A 15,213-nucleotide genomic window follows, 5' to 3' on the forward strand; every position below is an offset into this window, starting at 1 on the left:
GATGCCGCATGTTCGGCCGCGACGACCGATACACCCGAGCGTTCGACCTCGCCCGGCAGGCGATGAGCCTGGTTCAGCAGCAGCAGTACGAGACCGCCTACCGGCTGCTGGAACAAGCCGCCGAACTGCTGGCGGGCGGCCCCGGATGGCTGGCACCCGCCGACGAACGACAGCGGTGGGCCGTGGCGCAGCTCGACGTGCACCGCGAACTCGGCAAGACCGCGTACTCCCTGGGCCGGCTCGTGCCCGCCCGCGCCCACCTCGAACAGGCCCGCAAGGAGTCCTGCCACCTGACGGGCGCCGACTCCACCGACACGGGCGTGGTGCAGAGCCTGCTCGGCACCGTCTACACACCGCTCGGCGACCTCGACGCCGCCTACGACTGCCAGCGCGACTCGCTGCGCATCGCGCTGCTCAACGACGAGCCTGCCGACTCGGTGGCCATCACGCTGTCCAACCTCGGTGAGACACTGCAACTGCGCGGGCAGCGCGCCGAGTCGTACGACGCCTACCGGCGGGCCCTCGAACTGCCCGGCACCTCGCCGGTGGTGCGGACGGGAGTGCAGCAGAACCTCGGCTTCCACTACGCCCACCACTTCGACTACCCGCGGGCACTGCGGGTGTTCTTCGACGCGCTGGCCGCCCTCGGCCGGCTCGAGCAGTCCGGAGCGCTGCCGTGCCCGTCGTTCGAGCGCACCATGTGCCTGGCCAACATCGGCCAGATCTACGCCAACCAACTCGACTTCGAGCGCTCCATCACCTACCAGCGACAGGCGCTGGAAGGATTCCTCGCCTTCCAGCCCGACGGTGCGACCACCGCCAACGCGATGGCGAACCTCGCCAACACCCTGCAGATGAAGGGCGAGACCACCGAAGCCGACCGGCTTCTGGCGGGCGCGATCGACATCGCCCGCCGCCAGCGACTGACCACGCCCCTGCGGCAGTACCTGGCGATCCGCGCGCAGCTGGCCCGGTCGACCGACCCCCACCGGGCTCTGCGGCTGGCCCAGGAGGCGATGGCCGTGCCCACGACCGGCCGTTTCCACGACAATCGGGACCTGTACCCGCCGCTCGCGGCGGCACTCGCCCACCTGGACCTGGGGCAGGGCGCCGCGGCGGAGACCCTGCTGCGCCAGGCCCTGTCCCTGTACCCGCAGACCTCCGGGGTGCTCGCTGATCTGCGCGAGCTGTACGCGGCACTGGGCTTCGCCATGCTGCTCAACGACCGCCTCGACGAGGCCGTCGACACGCTGCAGAAAGCCCGCTCGGTCTCCGAACAGACCCGGCGGGCGCTGGGCGAGGAGCCCAGCGTGGAGTTCCAGTTCGCATCCGGGGCGTCGGTGTACCAGCACCTCATGGACGCCCTCTACGAACGGTCCACCCGGATGGATCGACCCGCCGACCTCGACGAGGCGTTCGCGGTCGCCGACGGCATGCGGGCACGGAGCCTGGCTCGCAGCCTTTCCGCCCTGAGCATGTCCGACGGCGTCCACGACCCGCAGACCCGGCGGCTGCTGGTGGCCGAGCAGCAGCTACTGCGCCGCGCCGGGCAGGCACGAAACATGATCACCGCTGCGGCCAAGGCGGACGCCACCAAGGCCGAACTCGCCGAACTCCAGCAACGCTGCGCCGACCTGGAGCACCAGGCCGAAACACTCCGGCTGAAGCTGAGCAGTTCCACGTCGGACCTGGCCGACCTCATCGCACCGACCGCCGCCACCGTCGAGCAGGTGCGCGCAGTCCTCGACTGCGGCACGGCCTTCGTCCTGTACGAACCCACCGACGCCCGCACGTACTGCTGGGTGATCCGTAGCCACGCCGCGAGCATGGTGCCGCTGCCGGTAACCGCCCAGCAACTGCAGGACCTGGTGACGACGGTACGCGACGAAGCAGAGCGGCCGTTCGACTATCCGGACCTGGCCGAGCACCTCACGGCCCTCGGCGGGATGCTGCTGGAGCCGATCCTGCCGCTGCTACAGGGGGTCGAGCACGTGGCGTTCTCCCCCGGCGGGGCGCTGGCCTGCCTGCCGTTCGAGCTGCTGCCACTACCGCACGGCCGGTTCACCGCGCGCTGGACCAGCAGCTACGTGCCGTCAGCGACGACGCTGGTCCGGTTCGGGTCAGCGGCCCGGTCCGGGCACCGGCCTGAGCTGGATCTCGTCGGATTCGCGCCCGCCGACCCGGATCTGTCCGGACCGCAGCAGGAGATCGCCGAGGCGGTGCACCGGTTCGCACCCCGATCCCTCGCGTTCATCGGTCCCCCGGCCACGGCCGAAGCCGTGCACGCACACGCCCCCCGAGCCCGCTTGGTCCACTTCGCCTGCCACGCCGGTGTAGCCGACCAGCCCCAGTACTCACGGCTTAGTCTCGCCCCGGCACCCGACGGCGACCCGTCCATGTACGCCTTCGAGTTCGCGCGTATACGGCTGCATTCGGAGCTGGTCATCTTCTCGGCGTGCTCGACCGCGTACGGCACCCCACGGGCCGGCGAGGGGCTGGTCGGCTTCTACCGCTCGGTGCTCGCCTCCGGCACCGACGCGGCCCTGCTGACCCTGTGGGAGGTCCCCGACGCGTCGTCCACCAGATTCATGCGGTACTTCCACCGCCACCTGTCCTGCGGCAAGACCCCCGCGCAGGCGCTGCGCGAGGCACGGTCGGCCGTCGACGACGGCACCCTCCTCTCCGCCACCACCTGGGCCGCATACGTACTGGTCAGCACAAGTGCGACCGGAAACCGACCCCGAAAGGACACCGCGCATGGATAACGCCGACCAGGCTGTCACCAAGGCCGTCCTGCTGCTCGGCCGGCTGCCGCTCTGGCAGCTCTCGGTCCCCGCCTGGGCCCAGGTCGAGCAGCAGCTGGACAGGCTGGCCGGTGCCCTCGACCGCCATGACCGGGCCGAGGTCGACGCCGCGGTGCTGGGTCTCGAGACGATCGTCGGACACCGGCGCCAGGAGGCCAGTGCCCGCCGTCCCGCATCGGCCAACGCGCCCACTGCGCCACCCAAGGTCGCCGCGCCCGAACGCCTCAAGCGGCTCAGCGCCCTCCTGCTCGAACGGCTGATCGTGTGGCGGTGGTGATGGCTCCGGCGCTGACCGCACACGCCCTGCACGTGCACTGCTTCGCGCTGCCATCGCAGGACGGCTACCTCGCGCGCGTCGCGGCCGCAGCCCACGACCTGGAACTTCAGGAGACCGAGGCACCCGACGCCCCGATCACCGACACCCTGTTCGCCAAGTCACCGCCCGGCATCTTCGAGGCCATCCACCGCCGGCGGGCGGAGCTGACGGTCGTGTCGGTATGCCTGGCCCCGGCAGCCGGAACCGCCCTGGACTCGTGGCTCGCCCTGGACGCGAGATGGCGCGCCGCGGCCACCCAGCCTGGCCTGGACAGCTGCCTGCTCGAGATCCGTGTCCTCTACGCGCTGCACCGCGGCGCGCCGCCCAACCGCCATACCCTGACGCGGCACCTACCCGTGCAGGGCCGGCTGTCGGAACCCGGTGACCTCGGCAACGGCGTCCTGCTGTGGGAGGCCGACACCACCGACGAGGCCGTCCGCTACCTGATCGTCACCGCCCCGCGCGCGCACGAGGCCCACGCCGACAGCTGGCTGTGGCCCAGCGGCGACACCACCGCGCCACCGCTGCCACGCTACCTGGAGGAGTACGCCAAGGCACGGCACGGGATGCGGCGACTCGACGGCCCCGCCGCCGGGCACGACTCGCACCGCGAGTGGCTGCACCGGCACGCCGACGCCCTGCTCGAACTCCCCGACCCGGCGGGCTCCGACGAACTGGTGCGACAGGCCCGGCAGCGGGCCGACGCCCTGGCGCTGACCCAGGCCGCCATCGCCGACACCCGGCTGGGTCTGCGCGCCGTGCTGGAAAGCCTCGGCCTGCTGATGTTCACCCGCGCGCCGGAAGCCGCCCGGCAGGGTCCGCTGCACCAGGACCTGCTCCGCTTCACCGCGGACCTGACCTCGCTATCCGACCGGTCCGCGCTGACCGCGTCCACGTCGTCGCGGTTGGACACCCTGATCAGCATGGCCGAGCGGCGGCTGGACCGGATCGCCCAGGAGCAGGTGGTCCGCAACAGCTTCGCGGTCGTCGTGCAGGCCGCGTTCATCGGCGCGCTGGTGGTGGCGCTGAGCGCCATAGACGCGTTCTCATACCCGTGGCGGCCGCACCCGGACCTGCGGTTGCCGGTGATAGCCGCGGCGGCCGCCCTGGCCCTGGTGCTGCCGCTGGCCACTGCCCCGGCCGGCCCCCGCCGCGGGGCGTGGCGCGCGGCCGCCGAACTCGTGCTGGCAGCGGCCGCCACCTGGGCGGTCACCGCGGCCGCCGCGTACGGGGTGTGGGGACGGCCGGCTCCGGTGGCGGCGACGGCCGGTGCCGTCACGGCGGCGGTGGCAGCGGTGGCATGGTGGCGGTTCGGCAGGAGGAGGAGCAGGCGATGATGACCGACCCCGAACTTTCGGCGGCCTTCCGCCGCAACCTGATCGGCATCGGCGGGCTGCTGGTCGTGTCCACCGTCGGGCTGTACCTGCTGCGGCTGCCCACGATGGTGTTCCTGGCCATGGAGACGACGCTGCTGGCGGTCTTCGCGTGGCGGCTCTGGGGGCGCGGCGAACCCGACAGCGCCCGGGTCAACATCGCCATCCTCGTGGGCGGGTACGGGCATGAGATCGTCCGCCTGCTGGCCGGCGACCGACACCTGCGCGACCGGTGGCGCCAGGCCGGGGTGCAGGTCGACCAGCTGATCGTCGCACCGGCGGGCCGCGTAGCCGCCGCGATGGAAGCCCTCGTCCGGGCCGACCCGCCCCGAATCGGGGCACCGGCCCGCCTCGGCACAGCAGCGGCATGCGCGGCCGCCACCATGCTGGTGCTGGCCGGGGATCGGCCCCGCCTGTCCAGCATCCTCGTGCCGAGCGCGGTCAGCTGCGTCGCCCTGGTGTACCTGGTCTACACCGAGCGCTACAACCGCCGCCAGCGCGCGGCGTGGTGGGCGTACCTGAACGCCGATCCGGCCCGCCGGGTGGCCGGTGAGATGACGGCGCTGCTGGCCCCTGTCGCGCGGGCGAAGCAGGCCGCCATGGTCGAGGCGCTGAACGGCCTCAGCGGAGTGGGGCGCCCGCTGCGCCTGCGTACGGTGACCACGACACTGACCCGGCTGGCGCCGTACGCGGTAGGTGGGGGCCTGGCCGCCATGTGGCTGATGATGCTGCTGCGCTGAGGTCGCCCCGGGCCTTTCCGAGACCACGGCCGAAGAGATCAAGTATCGTCGGCGCGTGCCCCTGTCGATGGCCGCCCGCGTCGTGCTGATCACCCTCGGCCTGGCCTGGGCGGTGGTGGAGGTGCGCCAGTCGCGCGTGGTCCGCGCCGAGGCGAACCTTGCCGATAGAGGCAGTCGCCGAGTGGTCGTGTTCGCCATCGGCGCCGGCGTCATCGCGGCGACCGCGGTCGCCAGGTATATGCCGGCGGCAGCGATACCGCCGAGCGCGGCGCTCGGCTGGATCGGGTTCGGGCTGCTGGTGAGCGGAATGGCGCTGCGAATCTGGAGCATCAGGACACTCGGCAGGTACTTCACGTTCACCGTGCAGACCAGCGGCGACCAGGCCGTGATCGCCACGGGACCGTACCGGGTCATCCGGCACCCCGGCTACGCCGGGCTCCTGCTGGTGAGCGCGGGCATCGGACTGCTGCTCGCGAACTGGCTGGCCGAGGTCGTGGTGATCGCCGCGGCCGCTGCCGGCCTGGTCCACCGGATCACGGTCGAAGAGCGGGCACTGCTGCGCGATCTCGGCTCGGCCTACCGCGAATACGCTGCGACCCGCGCACGGCTGATCCCGTTCATCTGGTGACCGACGGCGCTCGGTTCCCCACAGCGCAGCCGGAGCGGGTGCGGTCATCGCGTCGCGCGGCCGAGGACCTCGCGGGCCTGCACGACCCAGTGCGGGCGCTCATAGCGGTTTGCGGTGATCGCCCGCATCGACTTCATGGCGTGCTCCTTCGACGGAGTGACACCGGGGCGGGCGAGCAGCGCACCGACCGCCGTGGCGAGCTCCTTGAAGGTGACGTAGGTCGGTGCGCCCGAACGGTCCCACACCTCATAGCTGGAGTCCAGCACCCGGCCGTCGGGCCGGCGCTGCAGCGGCACTCCGAGCGAGATCCCTGTCTCGATGCACTTGCTCAGGGTGCGGTATGCCTGCCGGTAACAGCCGATCAGCGTGCGCTCGTCGTCGGTGAGCGTGCGTTCGGTTGCCAGCTTCGTCACCAGTGCCTCGACGCGAGACTGCGCCGCTGCCGATCGTGCGAACAACTCCCACCGGTGCCGCTCGCGCTCGACCTCGTCCGGAAAACCGGGCCAATGGCGTACGCCCTTCCACTCCTGCCAGATGCCGTAGAACTCGCCGTGCACCGCGAAGAACGCCTCCGCCGCGGCCAGGTCCGTCTCGCGTCGCTTTTTCGCCAGCTCCCATCGGGAGGTGATCCATCCACCGAGCGCTCCGCCGAGAACGATCGAGACGACGGCGACCACCAGGGCGGGAACAGACTCACTCACAACGGCGTCGAAATCCATGGGCATTCCTCGGTCGGTGGGGGTCGGCGTCCATCACCCTGCCGCACTGGTCGTGGGACGCGATCAACGTGTTGATCCTTGCGTTGCAGACACAGGGCAAGGACGCCACCGCGCTCATGAATGAGCATTGCATCGGCTACGCCGAGCTCAGCGCCCACCGTTGACGTGGGCGGCGCCCTCCGTGCGCCTGCCGCTCAGGTTGTGGTGCGGGCAACTTCAAGGCCGGCGACGATGGCCTCGAGTTGCGGGCGCTTGTCGGCCGGCGCGACGAAGCCGACGAACGGGCCGCCCTCGAACGACAGCATCACCGAGACCAGTTGCTCGCGCTCGCTGCTGAACAGCCGCACCCGGCGGTCGATGTCCTGCCAGGTCACGCTACGAAACGACGATGATGGCACCCGGGTCTTCGACTGGCCGCCGTGCAACTTCTCGAACCACTCTCCGTCGAGCACGAGCCGCTCGTTGGACTGCCCATCCACAAACAACATCGACGCAGCGTAGCCAACGGTTCAAAACCGCGCCATCAACCGGTCAGTGGGCAGCCGACGGCAGAGAGCCGATGATGGGGATCGCTTCCGGGCCGCGTGATTCGACGAACTTGCCGCCCGCCATCAGGCGACCATCCACATCGCCGTGGCGCATGAGCGGCTATGGGCTGAGCGGCACTCCCGCCGACCGGAGACGTGCCCGCAGAGCCAGCGTGAGTTCGCTCTTGCGCTCGTCACCGACACGCAGTTCGGGAGAGGGGTCCAAGTATCCGAACACCCCAACGCCACGCCGATCGTCGGGAAGTTCAGCCATCCGTGGGATGACATGGAAGTGGACGTGGCTGACGCCTTCCTTCTCGGCGAACTGCACCACGTAGGTCTTCACGCACCCGGTCACCGCCACCAGCGCACGGGACAGGCGCCCCTGCCAGGCGCCGAGGTCCGCGGCTTCAGCATCGGTCATTTCGGCGATGGAGGTGACATGCCTGCGCGGGATGAGGACCAGCCATCCGGGCAGTGCAGTATCGATCGCATGCGCCACCCGCCAATACTCGTCCGCCGCGATCCGCTCCCACGTCGGCAGCGCGTCAATCCGGTCGTTGTTGTCGCAGACCCAGCAGTTCATGATCGGCACGGTAGGCAACAGCGGGTCGGCGTGACAACCCGGCGAATTCCAGAACACGGCCCATCTCTGGAGGACGGCGGCCTGGCTCGGCATCCGCTGCGGTGGGTCGGCCTTGCTGACCATGGCGACACCCACGAACCTCCACCGGCACGTATAGTCGCCGACGCGAGAACGATCTACGCTGAATGGGAGTCGCCAGGTGAACCGTCGTATGGCTGGTGCAGTGATGACCATTGCCGCCGCGGCACTGTTCGGCCTCACGGCCTGTGCCGCTGCCGATGGATCCGGCGGCAGCCCGGCCGCCACGACGGCCGCGCCCGCCGACGCGACCAAGTCCTTCGCCGCCGCGACCGCTGCGCTGACCACCAAGCCCATCGCCTTCACCATGTCATTGCCAGGCCAGTTCTCCGCCACCGGTCGCATGGACCCCAAAAATCGGAGGGCCGAGGTCGAAGGGGTCATGACCATGGCCGGCAAGAACTCCGACATCCACCTCATCGCCATCGGAGACGATGTCTGGCTGAAGATGAGTGGGATGAAGAAGCTGTCGAACGGGAAATGGATGCACACGACTGCGGATCGGGTCAAAGGCAGCACGTTTGACATCGCCAACCCCACGAACCCCGGCGGGATCATGAACTTGATCAACGCGGTGGTCCAGGTGGAGCCCAGCGGCGCGACCGGCTTCCGGGGTCATCTCGACATGACGAAGTCGCCGACCGCCGACCCGAACCTGTCCGGCGCCCTCGCCGAGAAGCTCAGCGCCGTGCCGTTCACGGCGACCACCGACACCGACGGAAACCTTGCCGGCATCCGCATCGACATGAGCGCGTTCGCGCCCGGTGTGACCATGAGCGCGACCTACCAGTACGGCCGGCCCGTCGAAGTGACCGCGCCGCCCGCGAGCGATGTGATGCCGATGCCCGCCGAACTGCTGCCTGGCTCCTGACCTACTCCCCCAAGGCGGCGCACGTGAAGGCCGAACAAGTGGCATCGAAAGTCCACCCGAGCGGAGCGACTACCGTGGGGACGGTTCGCCACGGCATATGAACGGCGTGTCCGACCGTCGGTCGGCGCGGCTGATGCAGCTGGTAGCCGATGAAGAGTTCGATCGGATCGAACGCCTCCCGTGGCTGCCGGGCTACGGGCCGTGACGAGGCTCAAAGGGCAAGCAGGATCTGCACCCTCACCAAGTGATCATGTTCGGCCGGATCTGTCTCGCGCCACGCATCCCAGCTGTCAACGTGCTTGGTGCGTTCCACCATCCGCGAGCAGTCCATGCACCGACGAAACTCGCGAGTGAGGATCGTCCCGTCGTCGCGGCGGCTGCTCGATCCGACCGAGTGCGCGGTCAACGCATTACCGCACAGCGGGCAGCGTTCGTGGGGATCAGGCTGCGGCGCCGCCTTGGCCGGTTTCGGTTCGGACTCCCATCGTCCCGGAGGCAGGAGCGCAGATAGGCGTGGCAGTCGCTCGACGACGCGCTCGGCGTCGTCGGCGCTGGGTTCCCAGTCCCGCCGCAGAACCTCGCCGGACCGTCCCGCCTCATGGCGGGCATCGGCCGCGTCCCAGAAGGCGTCCTCGTCGCCGCCGCTGATCTGGGCATACGCCGACGACGCTGCGAAAAGCAGCTCCTCGCTCTCAAGTGACATCCGCTCGCGACGGCCCTCGGCGATGTCGATGACGACCGGATGCCCGGCCAGGCAGTCGGGGTCGGCGAAGATCTGCTCCACGGTCCGACGTCCCAAGCCGACCAGACCAGCCCTGAACGACGAGTAGAAGTCGTCGGAGATGTAACCGGTGATGAGTTGGCACGCGACGGCCACGTTCCAGGTGTCCAGCCGCGCGGTCACGTCGCCCAGGAGGTCGTCGAAGTCGAGGATCTCGTCATGCGACAACATTGCCAGCCGCGCGATCAGCGCTTCGGCGACCGCGGTGTTGTCGAAGGGACCTGTCGTGACGCCCGCGTCGTCACGGGCCTGATCCACGATCGTCCAGAACCCATCGATCTCCACCGCGACAGTATGCCAACCTCTCGACCTACTTGTGGTCCACGCGCGGCCTGCGTGGACGGCACCGCGCACGCACCGGACCGATCCACCGATATCGAGCAAAGACGATGGTTCGGTGCTGCCGATGATGTGCACAGGTCGCTCGCCCTGCGACGCGTACCGTGGCGGCTGGGCGGGCTGCACCTGCGTGCCAACGCGTGCTCTGGGCCGCCACAGCCGTGGCCGTGATCCGCTACACCTCTCCCGGCTGGGTGCCGGAACCGCTGCGCCAATCGCACGGCCTCTGGCTGGCCGCGCCGGCATGGACGATCGGCACCGCCTGGTCGCCGTCAATTTTGCGCCCTCGTCCGCCGGCGTACGAGGCGGACTGCCTGCAGTGCCGAGCAGGATTCGTAGCCACTGCCTTTCCAGCAAGCCGACGCCGATCGTCCGGCCCAGATGCCCCGCTGCGCTCGGAACCAAGGTCGAGCACAGCGGGGACATCTGCCTGTCGGTGCAGCTCGGGTCCGGTCAGCAGAACGGCAGTGGGAACAGGTGTACGCAGGCGCGCTGGATGTCGGCGGTCAGCGCGGGCGCACCGTCCACGGGTGCGGGGTCTTCGGGTGTCGACTGGATCCCGCCGGCGGCGATCGTGTCCAGTGCGGCCATCCCGGCTTCGTCGATGGTGCCGAAGACGGTGTAGTTGGGGCGCAGGATCGAGTCGGCGTAGACCAGGAAGAACTGGCTGCCGTTGGTGTCGGGTCCGGCGTTGGCCATGGCCAGGGTGCCGCGCGGGTAGTAGACGCGGTCGGGCCGGTCGGGCACGGGCGGCAGGTCGGTGGGCAGTTCGTCCTTGTACCGGTAGCCGGGGCCACCGCTGCCGGTGCCGGACGGGTCTCCGCACTGCAGCACCTTGAGCGTCGGGTACGCCGTCAGCCGGTGGCAGTTGGTGCCGTTGTAGAACCGGTGCAGGATCAGGTGCTCGAAGCTCTGGACGGTGCAGGGTGCCTTGGCGGCGTCCAGCGTGATCGTGATCTTGCCGTGGCTGGTCTTGAGCACGACGTGGGTGTTCCAGGTCTGCTGGTGTCGCGGATCGAAGGGCAGCCCGACCGGCCGGGCCGGCGGATCGTCGGGTGTCTCGGCGTACTGGCAGGGGCCCTTGGTGGTCCGGGGCGCCGGGTCGGCCATGGCGGGGGTGGCGGGGGCCGTGGCGGCGAGCAGGCCGGCGACTAGTCCGGTGATGGTGAACCGGATCAGATGGGTTCGCATATCGAAAGATATACATCAAATCTTCCGGTTCAGCAGTTCGGAAGCACCACGGCGCACACGTCCCGAACCGGAGCCGCATGGCATGGAACCGATTCGGGTTCTCGTGCGCCAGGCAGGATGTGCAGGTGGATGAGGTACGACAGCGTGCCCCCGGCGATGTGTACGCCCACGAATACCCAGGGCTGGTACGCCTCGCCTACGTGACGACAGGCAGCCTCGCCGCCGCCGAGGATGTCGTCCAGGACGTCTTCGCCGACTGGTTCCGGCTCGAGGGCACCCGCCGCGACGAAGTGCGCGAACCGGCCGCGTACCTGCGCTCGACCTGGCCGAGGGACGCGGCGCACTCGCGGCCGACGGCGAATGGGTCCACGCCCAGACCAGGCTCGCCCCGGACGGGCGGCTCGTCGCGATCGGCGACCCGCGCGGCGGGGCCACCGACATCGTCGTGCTGGATCTCGTCACCGGGCAGCGCCGCGACTATGCGCCGGCCCAGCCGTCGGCCTACCGCTTGGTCGGATGGTCGCCGGATGGCAGGACCTTGGCTGTGCTCACCGCGCCGGCGGCCGTCCGCGACATCCACGAGACGGAACCCGGCAGCCTCGCGGAACTGACCGTCCTCGATCTGGCGACCGGTGTCCTCGCCAGGGTCGGGCAGGCGACGATGCCCCTGGGCGAACACTACTGTTTCACCGGCGACGGCCACACCGGCGGCTGACCCGCACGAAAATGTCGCAAGGAGGCTGAATCGGCCCGAAAGCTATGTTCATGCCACAGGGAGTCGGCTTCATCGCGCTGAACGGCGCCCGCGGCAGTGGCCTGACCTCAGGATTATGGTGATGGCGTAGAGCAGCTTCGCGCTGTTCTACGCGGCGGCATTCCACGACCCAGCCGGTACCCGACTGCCGCGCTCGTCAACGTCCTGCGCCGAAGGGTGGACGCCCATGTCGAGCACGCCTTCGGCCTCGGCCGGACGGGAGAGGCGCCGATTCGCGTGGACCGTGATCCTGGGGATCATCGCGTTCACGGCGACTGCGGGACTGCTGGTCGAGCTTGGCCCGCGTCCACGTCCGGCGATGTACGGGGCGCTGTGCGTGCTGTACATGGCGAACGCCCTGGGCTCGCTTCAACAGGCCCGGCGCAGCACGCCCACGGATCCCCGCACCCGCGCCTTCTGGCGTTGGGCGGCGATCGGCGGCACGTTCCTGACGACCGGGTCGATCGTGCAGATACTGCCCGGGCTGGGCGCCTGGCCCGACGCGCCGACGCCGATGCTGATCACCAAGGCGCTGGCGACTGCGGGCTTCGCGGCAGTGACCTGGCCCATGCTGACCTGGCCCCTGAACGTGGCCGGACGCCAGCGGCTCCGTATCGGCCTGGACGCGGCCACCGTGATGTGCAGCGTTGCCGTGTTCACCTGGGCACTCGCCCACAGCACCGGAGCACGGCCGGTCGACGAGGTCGACCTGCTGTTGACGCTGCTGGCCAGCGGCGTGCTGGTGGCGTCGGCATTCGCGATGGTGCGGCTGATCCTCAGCGGGTCGGCTCCGTTCACCCCCGCGACCGCCGCCACCGGCACGTCGGCGCTGCTCCTGCTGTCCATCGGCATCGCCACCGACGGGCTGACCGGCCCCCAGCCCGACACGCGGCTGCTGTTCACCTTGAAACTGGTCTCGGGGGCGCTGCTCGCGATCACGCCTCAGGTCGAGCAGCTCACGCACACTGTCGGCCGCCCGCTGACGCCGCCGCGGCGGATCAGCGCCACGCTGCCGTACCTCGCCGTGGCGGCCGCCCAGGTGTTGCTGATCGCGCAGCTCTGGCGGGATGGACTGACCCGCGCGACCTGGGGTGTCATCGCTGGGATGGCGCTGATCACCGCGTTGGTCACGGTACGGCAGAAGATCACCGCGACGGACAACGAGCGCCTGATCGACCAGCTTGACACGACCATGACCACGCTCAGCGCGCAGGAACGGCGCTTCCGCTCACTGGTGCAGAACACCTCCGACGTGACGCTGGTCGTCGACCGCGCGGGCGAGATCGCCTACGCCAGCCCGTCGGCCCGTACGGTGCTGGGCATCTCGCCGCAGGAAGCGCAAGGCAGACCCGCGCGCGACGTGCTGACGGCCCGCCATCCCGACGGCACCCGGGAGTGGCTGACCCCCCTCTACGGCCGGTCCCCCCAGCGCGACGACCTTCAGGTGCGGCTGCGCGACGGCACCCTCAAGCACCTTGAACTGATCTCCACGAACCTGCTGGAAGACCCGTCGGTCGGCGGAATCGTAATCAACCTGCGGGATGTCTCCGAAGCCAAGGACCTCCAGCGGCGGCTGCGCCACCAGGCGACCCACGACAGCCTCACCGGCCTGGCCAACCGCGCACTGCTCAACGAACAGCTCGGCGACGACGACCGGGCGCAGGGCAGCAACGCCGTGCTGCTGCTCGACCTCGACGGCTTCAAAGAGGTCAACGACCGGTTCGGCCACCATGTCGGCGACCGGCTGCTGATGGCCGTCGCGCAGCGGCTGCGGCAGCTGGTGCGCCACGACAACCTGGTCGCCCGGCTCGGCGGCGACGAGTTCGTCGTCCTGCTGCGCGACAGCACGGCCGACGCCGCCGTGCGCACGGCCAACCGGCTACTCGAAGGCGTGGGCCGCACGGCCTGCCTCGACGGTGACAGCACCGTGCAGGCGCAGACCAGCATCGGCGTCGCCGTCGGCACCGACACCGCGTTCGACACCCTGCTGCGGCAGGCCGACGAGGCGATGTACCAGGCCAAGCGCAACGGTTCCGGGGTGTCCCTGTACACGGGTGCCGGCGGCTCGACCCCGCCCACCTGACCACTGCGCCGGGGGCGCTCCCGGCTGTTCAGCCGCCGACGTGGATGCCGGGCCGCCGGGCCGGATCGCGTTCGCTCTGCCGCAGGATCTCACGTACCACCGGCGGGGTGTCGCCGCGGCCGAGCAGCAGATACCGGAACAAGTGGGTCAGCGGCGAGCCCTCGGACCACTCGAAGTAGCAGTGCGGGCGTACGCCGGTGGTGTCACGCAGGGTGAGCAGGATCGCTGCGATGGCGTTGGGAGCGGCCGGCGCGGCCGCGCGCAGCACACGATGGTTGCCGACCTGCACACCGGTCACGTGCAGCACATTGGTGAACTGCGACGGGTCGACGACGTCGATCTCCAGGAACATGACGTCGGCCCCGCCCGGCACCGGATTCATGCCGCGCTGCTCGGCCTCCTTGGCCGCGTACTCGCCGACGTCGCCGGACTGGCGACGGTTGGCGATGAGGTTGATGGCGCCGTCGTAGTCCAGGGTCTCGGTGACGAACTGCCGGGCGCGGGTGTCGAACTCGATGTGCTCGACGCGCAGCTCGGTGGTGCGGGTGATGCGCGAGATCAGGGAGATCACCACCATCGCGGCGATGAACATGGCCGAGATGGCGATGCCGTCGGGCTTCTCGTGGATGTTCTCACCGAGGGCGTACAGCAGGATCAGGGTGAGCACGGCGAAGCCGGTCGTGGCCTTGCGGCGGCGGTGCCGCCAGGCGGAGATCGTGACGGCGATGCTGCCGGAGACCATCATCGCCAGGATGCCGGTGGCGTACGCCCCGGCCTGCGCCTCGACGTCGGCCCCGAAGGCGATGGTCACGCCGATGCAGACGGCCGTGTAGACCAGCACCACCGGCCGCACGGCGCGACCCCACTCGGGGGCCATGCCGTACGAGGGCAGGTAGCGCGGCACGATGTTGATCAGACCGGCCATCGCCGACGCGCCCGCGAACCACAGGATGAGGATGGTGCTGATGTCGTAGACCGTGCCGAAGCCCTCGCCGAGGTGCTCGTGCGCGAGGTAGGCCAGGGCCCGGCCGTTGGCGGCCCCGCCTTCGGCGAACTGCTCGGCGGGGATGAGCACGGTGGTGACGAAGCTGGTGGCCAGCAGGTACACCGACATGATCAGCGCGGCGGCGGTGAGCAGCTTGCGGGTGTTGCCGATCCGGGACACCAGCCGGACCCTCGCGTCACCGCCGTCGGCCTTGACCAGCGGCATCATGCTCACGCCGGTCTCGAAGCCGGACAGGCCCAGCACCAGCAGCGGAAACGCCAGGATCGCGGGGCCCATCACGCCGCCGAACCCGCCTCCCCCACTGGTCAGCGCGTCGGTCCAGCCCGACCACGCGCCGGGCGTGGTGAACACCTCGACCAGGCCGTACACCGCGATGATCGCGTTGAGGCCGAGGAAGACCGCGACCAGCGGGATCGC

The 15,213-nt window shown here is 69.9% G+C and carries 14 protein-coding genes and 1 pseudogene; 9 read left to right on the top strand and 6 right to left on the bottom strand.

Annotated features, from left to right (window positions below):
• The first annotated feature begins 8 nt into the window (after positions 1-8).
• Genes AB0B66_RS34110 through AB0B66_RS34130 form a run of 5 tightly spaced genes read left to right on the top strand, consistent with a single transcriptional unit; the run spans position 9 to position 5,861 of the window.
• A complete protein-coding gene (locus AB0B66_RS34110; RefSeq protein WP_360537802.1) occupies positions 9-2,765 on the top strand; it encodes a CHAT domain-containing tetratricopeptide repeat protein in 2,757 nt (918 codons plus the stop codon).
• Positions 2,758-3,081, top strand: coding sequence for a CATRA system-associated protein (locus AB0B66_RS34115; protein WP_360537804.1), 324 nt, complete (start codon positions 2,758-2,760; stop codon positions 3,079-3,081). Before AB0B66_RS34110 ends, AB0B66_RS34115 begins: the two co-directional genes overlap by 8 nt.
• Entirely contained in the window at positions 3,081-4,457 is a 1,377-nt protein-coding gene (locus AB0B66_RS34120) for a CATRA conflict system CASPASE/TPR repeat-associated protein (protein ID WP_360537823.1), read from the top strand. Before AB0B66_RS34115 ends, AB0B66_RS34120 begins: the two co-directional genes overlap by 1 nt.
• Positions 4,454-5,233, top strand: coding sequence for a hypothetical protein (locus AB0B66_RS34125; RefSeq protein ID WP_360537805.1), 780 nt, complete (start codon positions 4,454-4,456; stop codon positions 5,231-5,233). The genes AB0B66_RS34120 and AB0B66_RS34125 overlap by 4 nt, the downstream gene beginning before the upstream one ends.
• Before the next feature lie 55 nt (positions 5,234-5,288).
• Positions 5,289-5,861 carry an isoprenylcysteine carboxylmethyltransferase family protein gene (locus tag AB0B66_RS34130; protein ID WP_360537807.1) on the top strand — a complete coding sequence of 191 codons (573 nt, stop codon included), beginning with the start codon at positions 5,289-5,291 and terminating at the stop codon, positions 5,859-5,861.
• A gap of 44 nt (positions 5,862-5,905) precedes the next feature.
• Here the strand turns inward: AB0B66_RS34130 and AB0B66_RS34135 are convergent, their stop codons facing one another.
• From AB0B66_RS34135 to AB0B66_RS34145, 3 genes are all read right to left on the bottom strand, one after another.
• Complete coding sequence (locus tag AB0B66_RS34135) at positions 5,906-6,580, bottom strand: hypothetical protein (RefSeq protein WP_360537809.1); 675 nt, start codon at positions 6,578-6,580, stop codon at positions 5,906-5,908.
• A gap of 194 nt (positions 6,581-6,774) precedes the next feature.
• Entirely contained in the window at positions 6,775-7,068 is a 294-nt protein-coding gene (locus AB0B66_RS34140) for a hypothetical protein (RefSeq protein WP_360537811.1), read from the bottom strand.
• A 160-nt stretch (positions 7,069-7,228) separates the two neighbouring features.
• Positions 7,229-7,816, bottom strand: a complete 588-nt coding sequence (locus AB0B66_RS34145) for an HIT family protein (RefSeq protein WP_360537813.1) — start codon at positions 7,814-7,816, stop codon at positions 7,229-7,231.
• A 103-nt stretch (positions 7,817-7,919) separates the two neighbouring features.
• Here AB0B66_RS34145 and AB0B66_RS34150 point away from each other — a divergent pair, with 103 nt between their 5' ends.
• Positions 7,920-8,642: a hypothetical protein gene (locus AB0B66_RS34150; RefSeq protein WP_360537815.1), complete on the top strand. Its 723-nt coding sequence runs from the start codon at positions 7,920-7,922 to the stop codon at positions 8,640-8,642.
• Positions 8,643-8,853: 211 nt separating this feature from the next.
• Here AB0B66_RS34150 and AB0B66_RS34155 read toward each other — a convergent pair whose 3' ends face one another.
• Both AB0B66_RS34155 and AB0B66_RS34160 read right to left on the bottom strand, forming a co-directional pair.
• Positions 8,854-9,708: a DUF4240 domain-containing protein gene (locus AB0B66_RS34155; protein ID WP_360537817.1), complete on the bottom strand. Its 855-nt coding sequence runs from the start codon at positions 9,706-9,708 to the stop codon at positions 8,854-8,856.
• Between the two features lie 507 nt (positions 9,709-10,215).
• Complete coding sequence (locus tag AB0B66_RS34160) at positions 10,216-10,872, bottom strand: peptidylprolyl isomerase (RefSeq protein ID WP_360537825.1); 657 nt, start codon at positions 10,870-10,872, stop codon at positions 10,216-10,218.
• 158 nt (positions 10,873-11,030) lie between these two features.
• Between AB0B66_RS34160 and AB0B66_RS34165 the strand changes: the two are divergent.
• The 3 genes and pseudogenes from AB0B66_RS34165 to AB0B66_RS34175 all read left to right on the top strand — a co-directional run.
• Positions 11,031-11,261, top strand: a pseudogene (locus AB0B66_RS34165) (hypothetical protein); the annotation flags it as partial.
• 137 nt (positions 11,262-11,398) lie between these two features.
• Positions 11,399-11,668: a hypothetical protein gene (locus AB0B66_RS34170; protein ID WP_360537829.1), complete on the top strand. Its 270-nt coding sequence runs from the start codon at positions 11,399-11,401 to the stop codon at positions 11,666-11,668.
• A 226-nt stretch (positions 11,669-11,894) separates the two neighbouring features.
• Positions 11,895-13,790, top strand: a complete 1,896-nt coding sequence (locus AB0B66_RS34175) for a diguanylate cyclase (RefSeq protein WP_360537819.1) — start codon at positions 11,895-11,897, stop codon at positions 13,788-13,790.
• A 28-nt stretch (positions 13,791-13,818) separates the two neighbouring features.
• Here the strand turns inward: AB0B66_RS34175 and AB0B66_RS34180 are convergent.
• Positions 13,819-15,213 (bottom strand): amino acid transporter (locus AB0B66_RS34180; protein ID WP_360537821.1); only part of this gene is annotated, 1,395 nt, incomplete at its 5' end.

The organism is Catellatospora sp. NPDC049111 (genome assembly GCF_040648615.1).
In the GTDB taxonomy this organism is placed as follows: domain Bacteria; phylum Actinomycetota; class Actinomycetes; order Mycobacteriales; family Micromonosporaceae; genus Catellatospora; species Catellatospora aurea.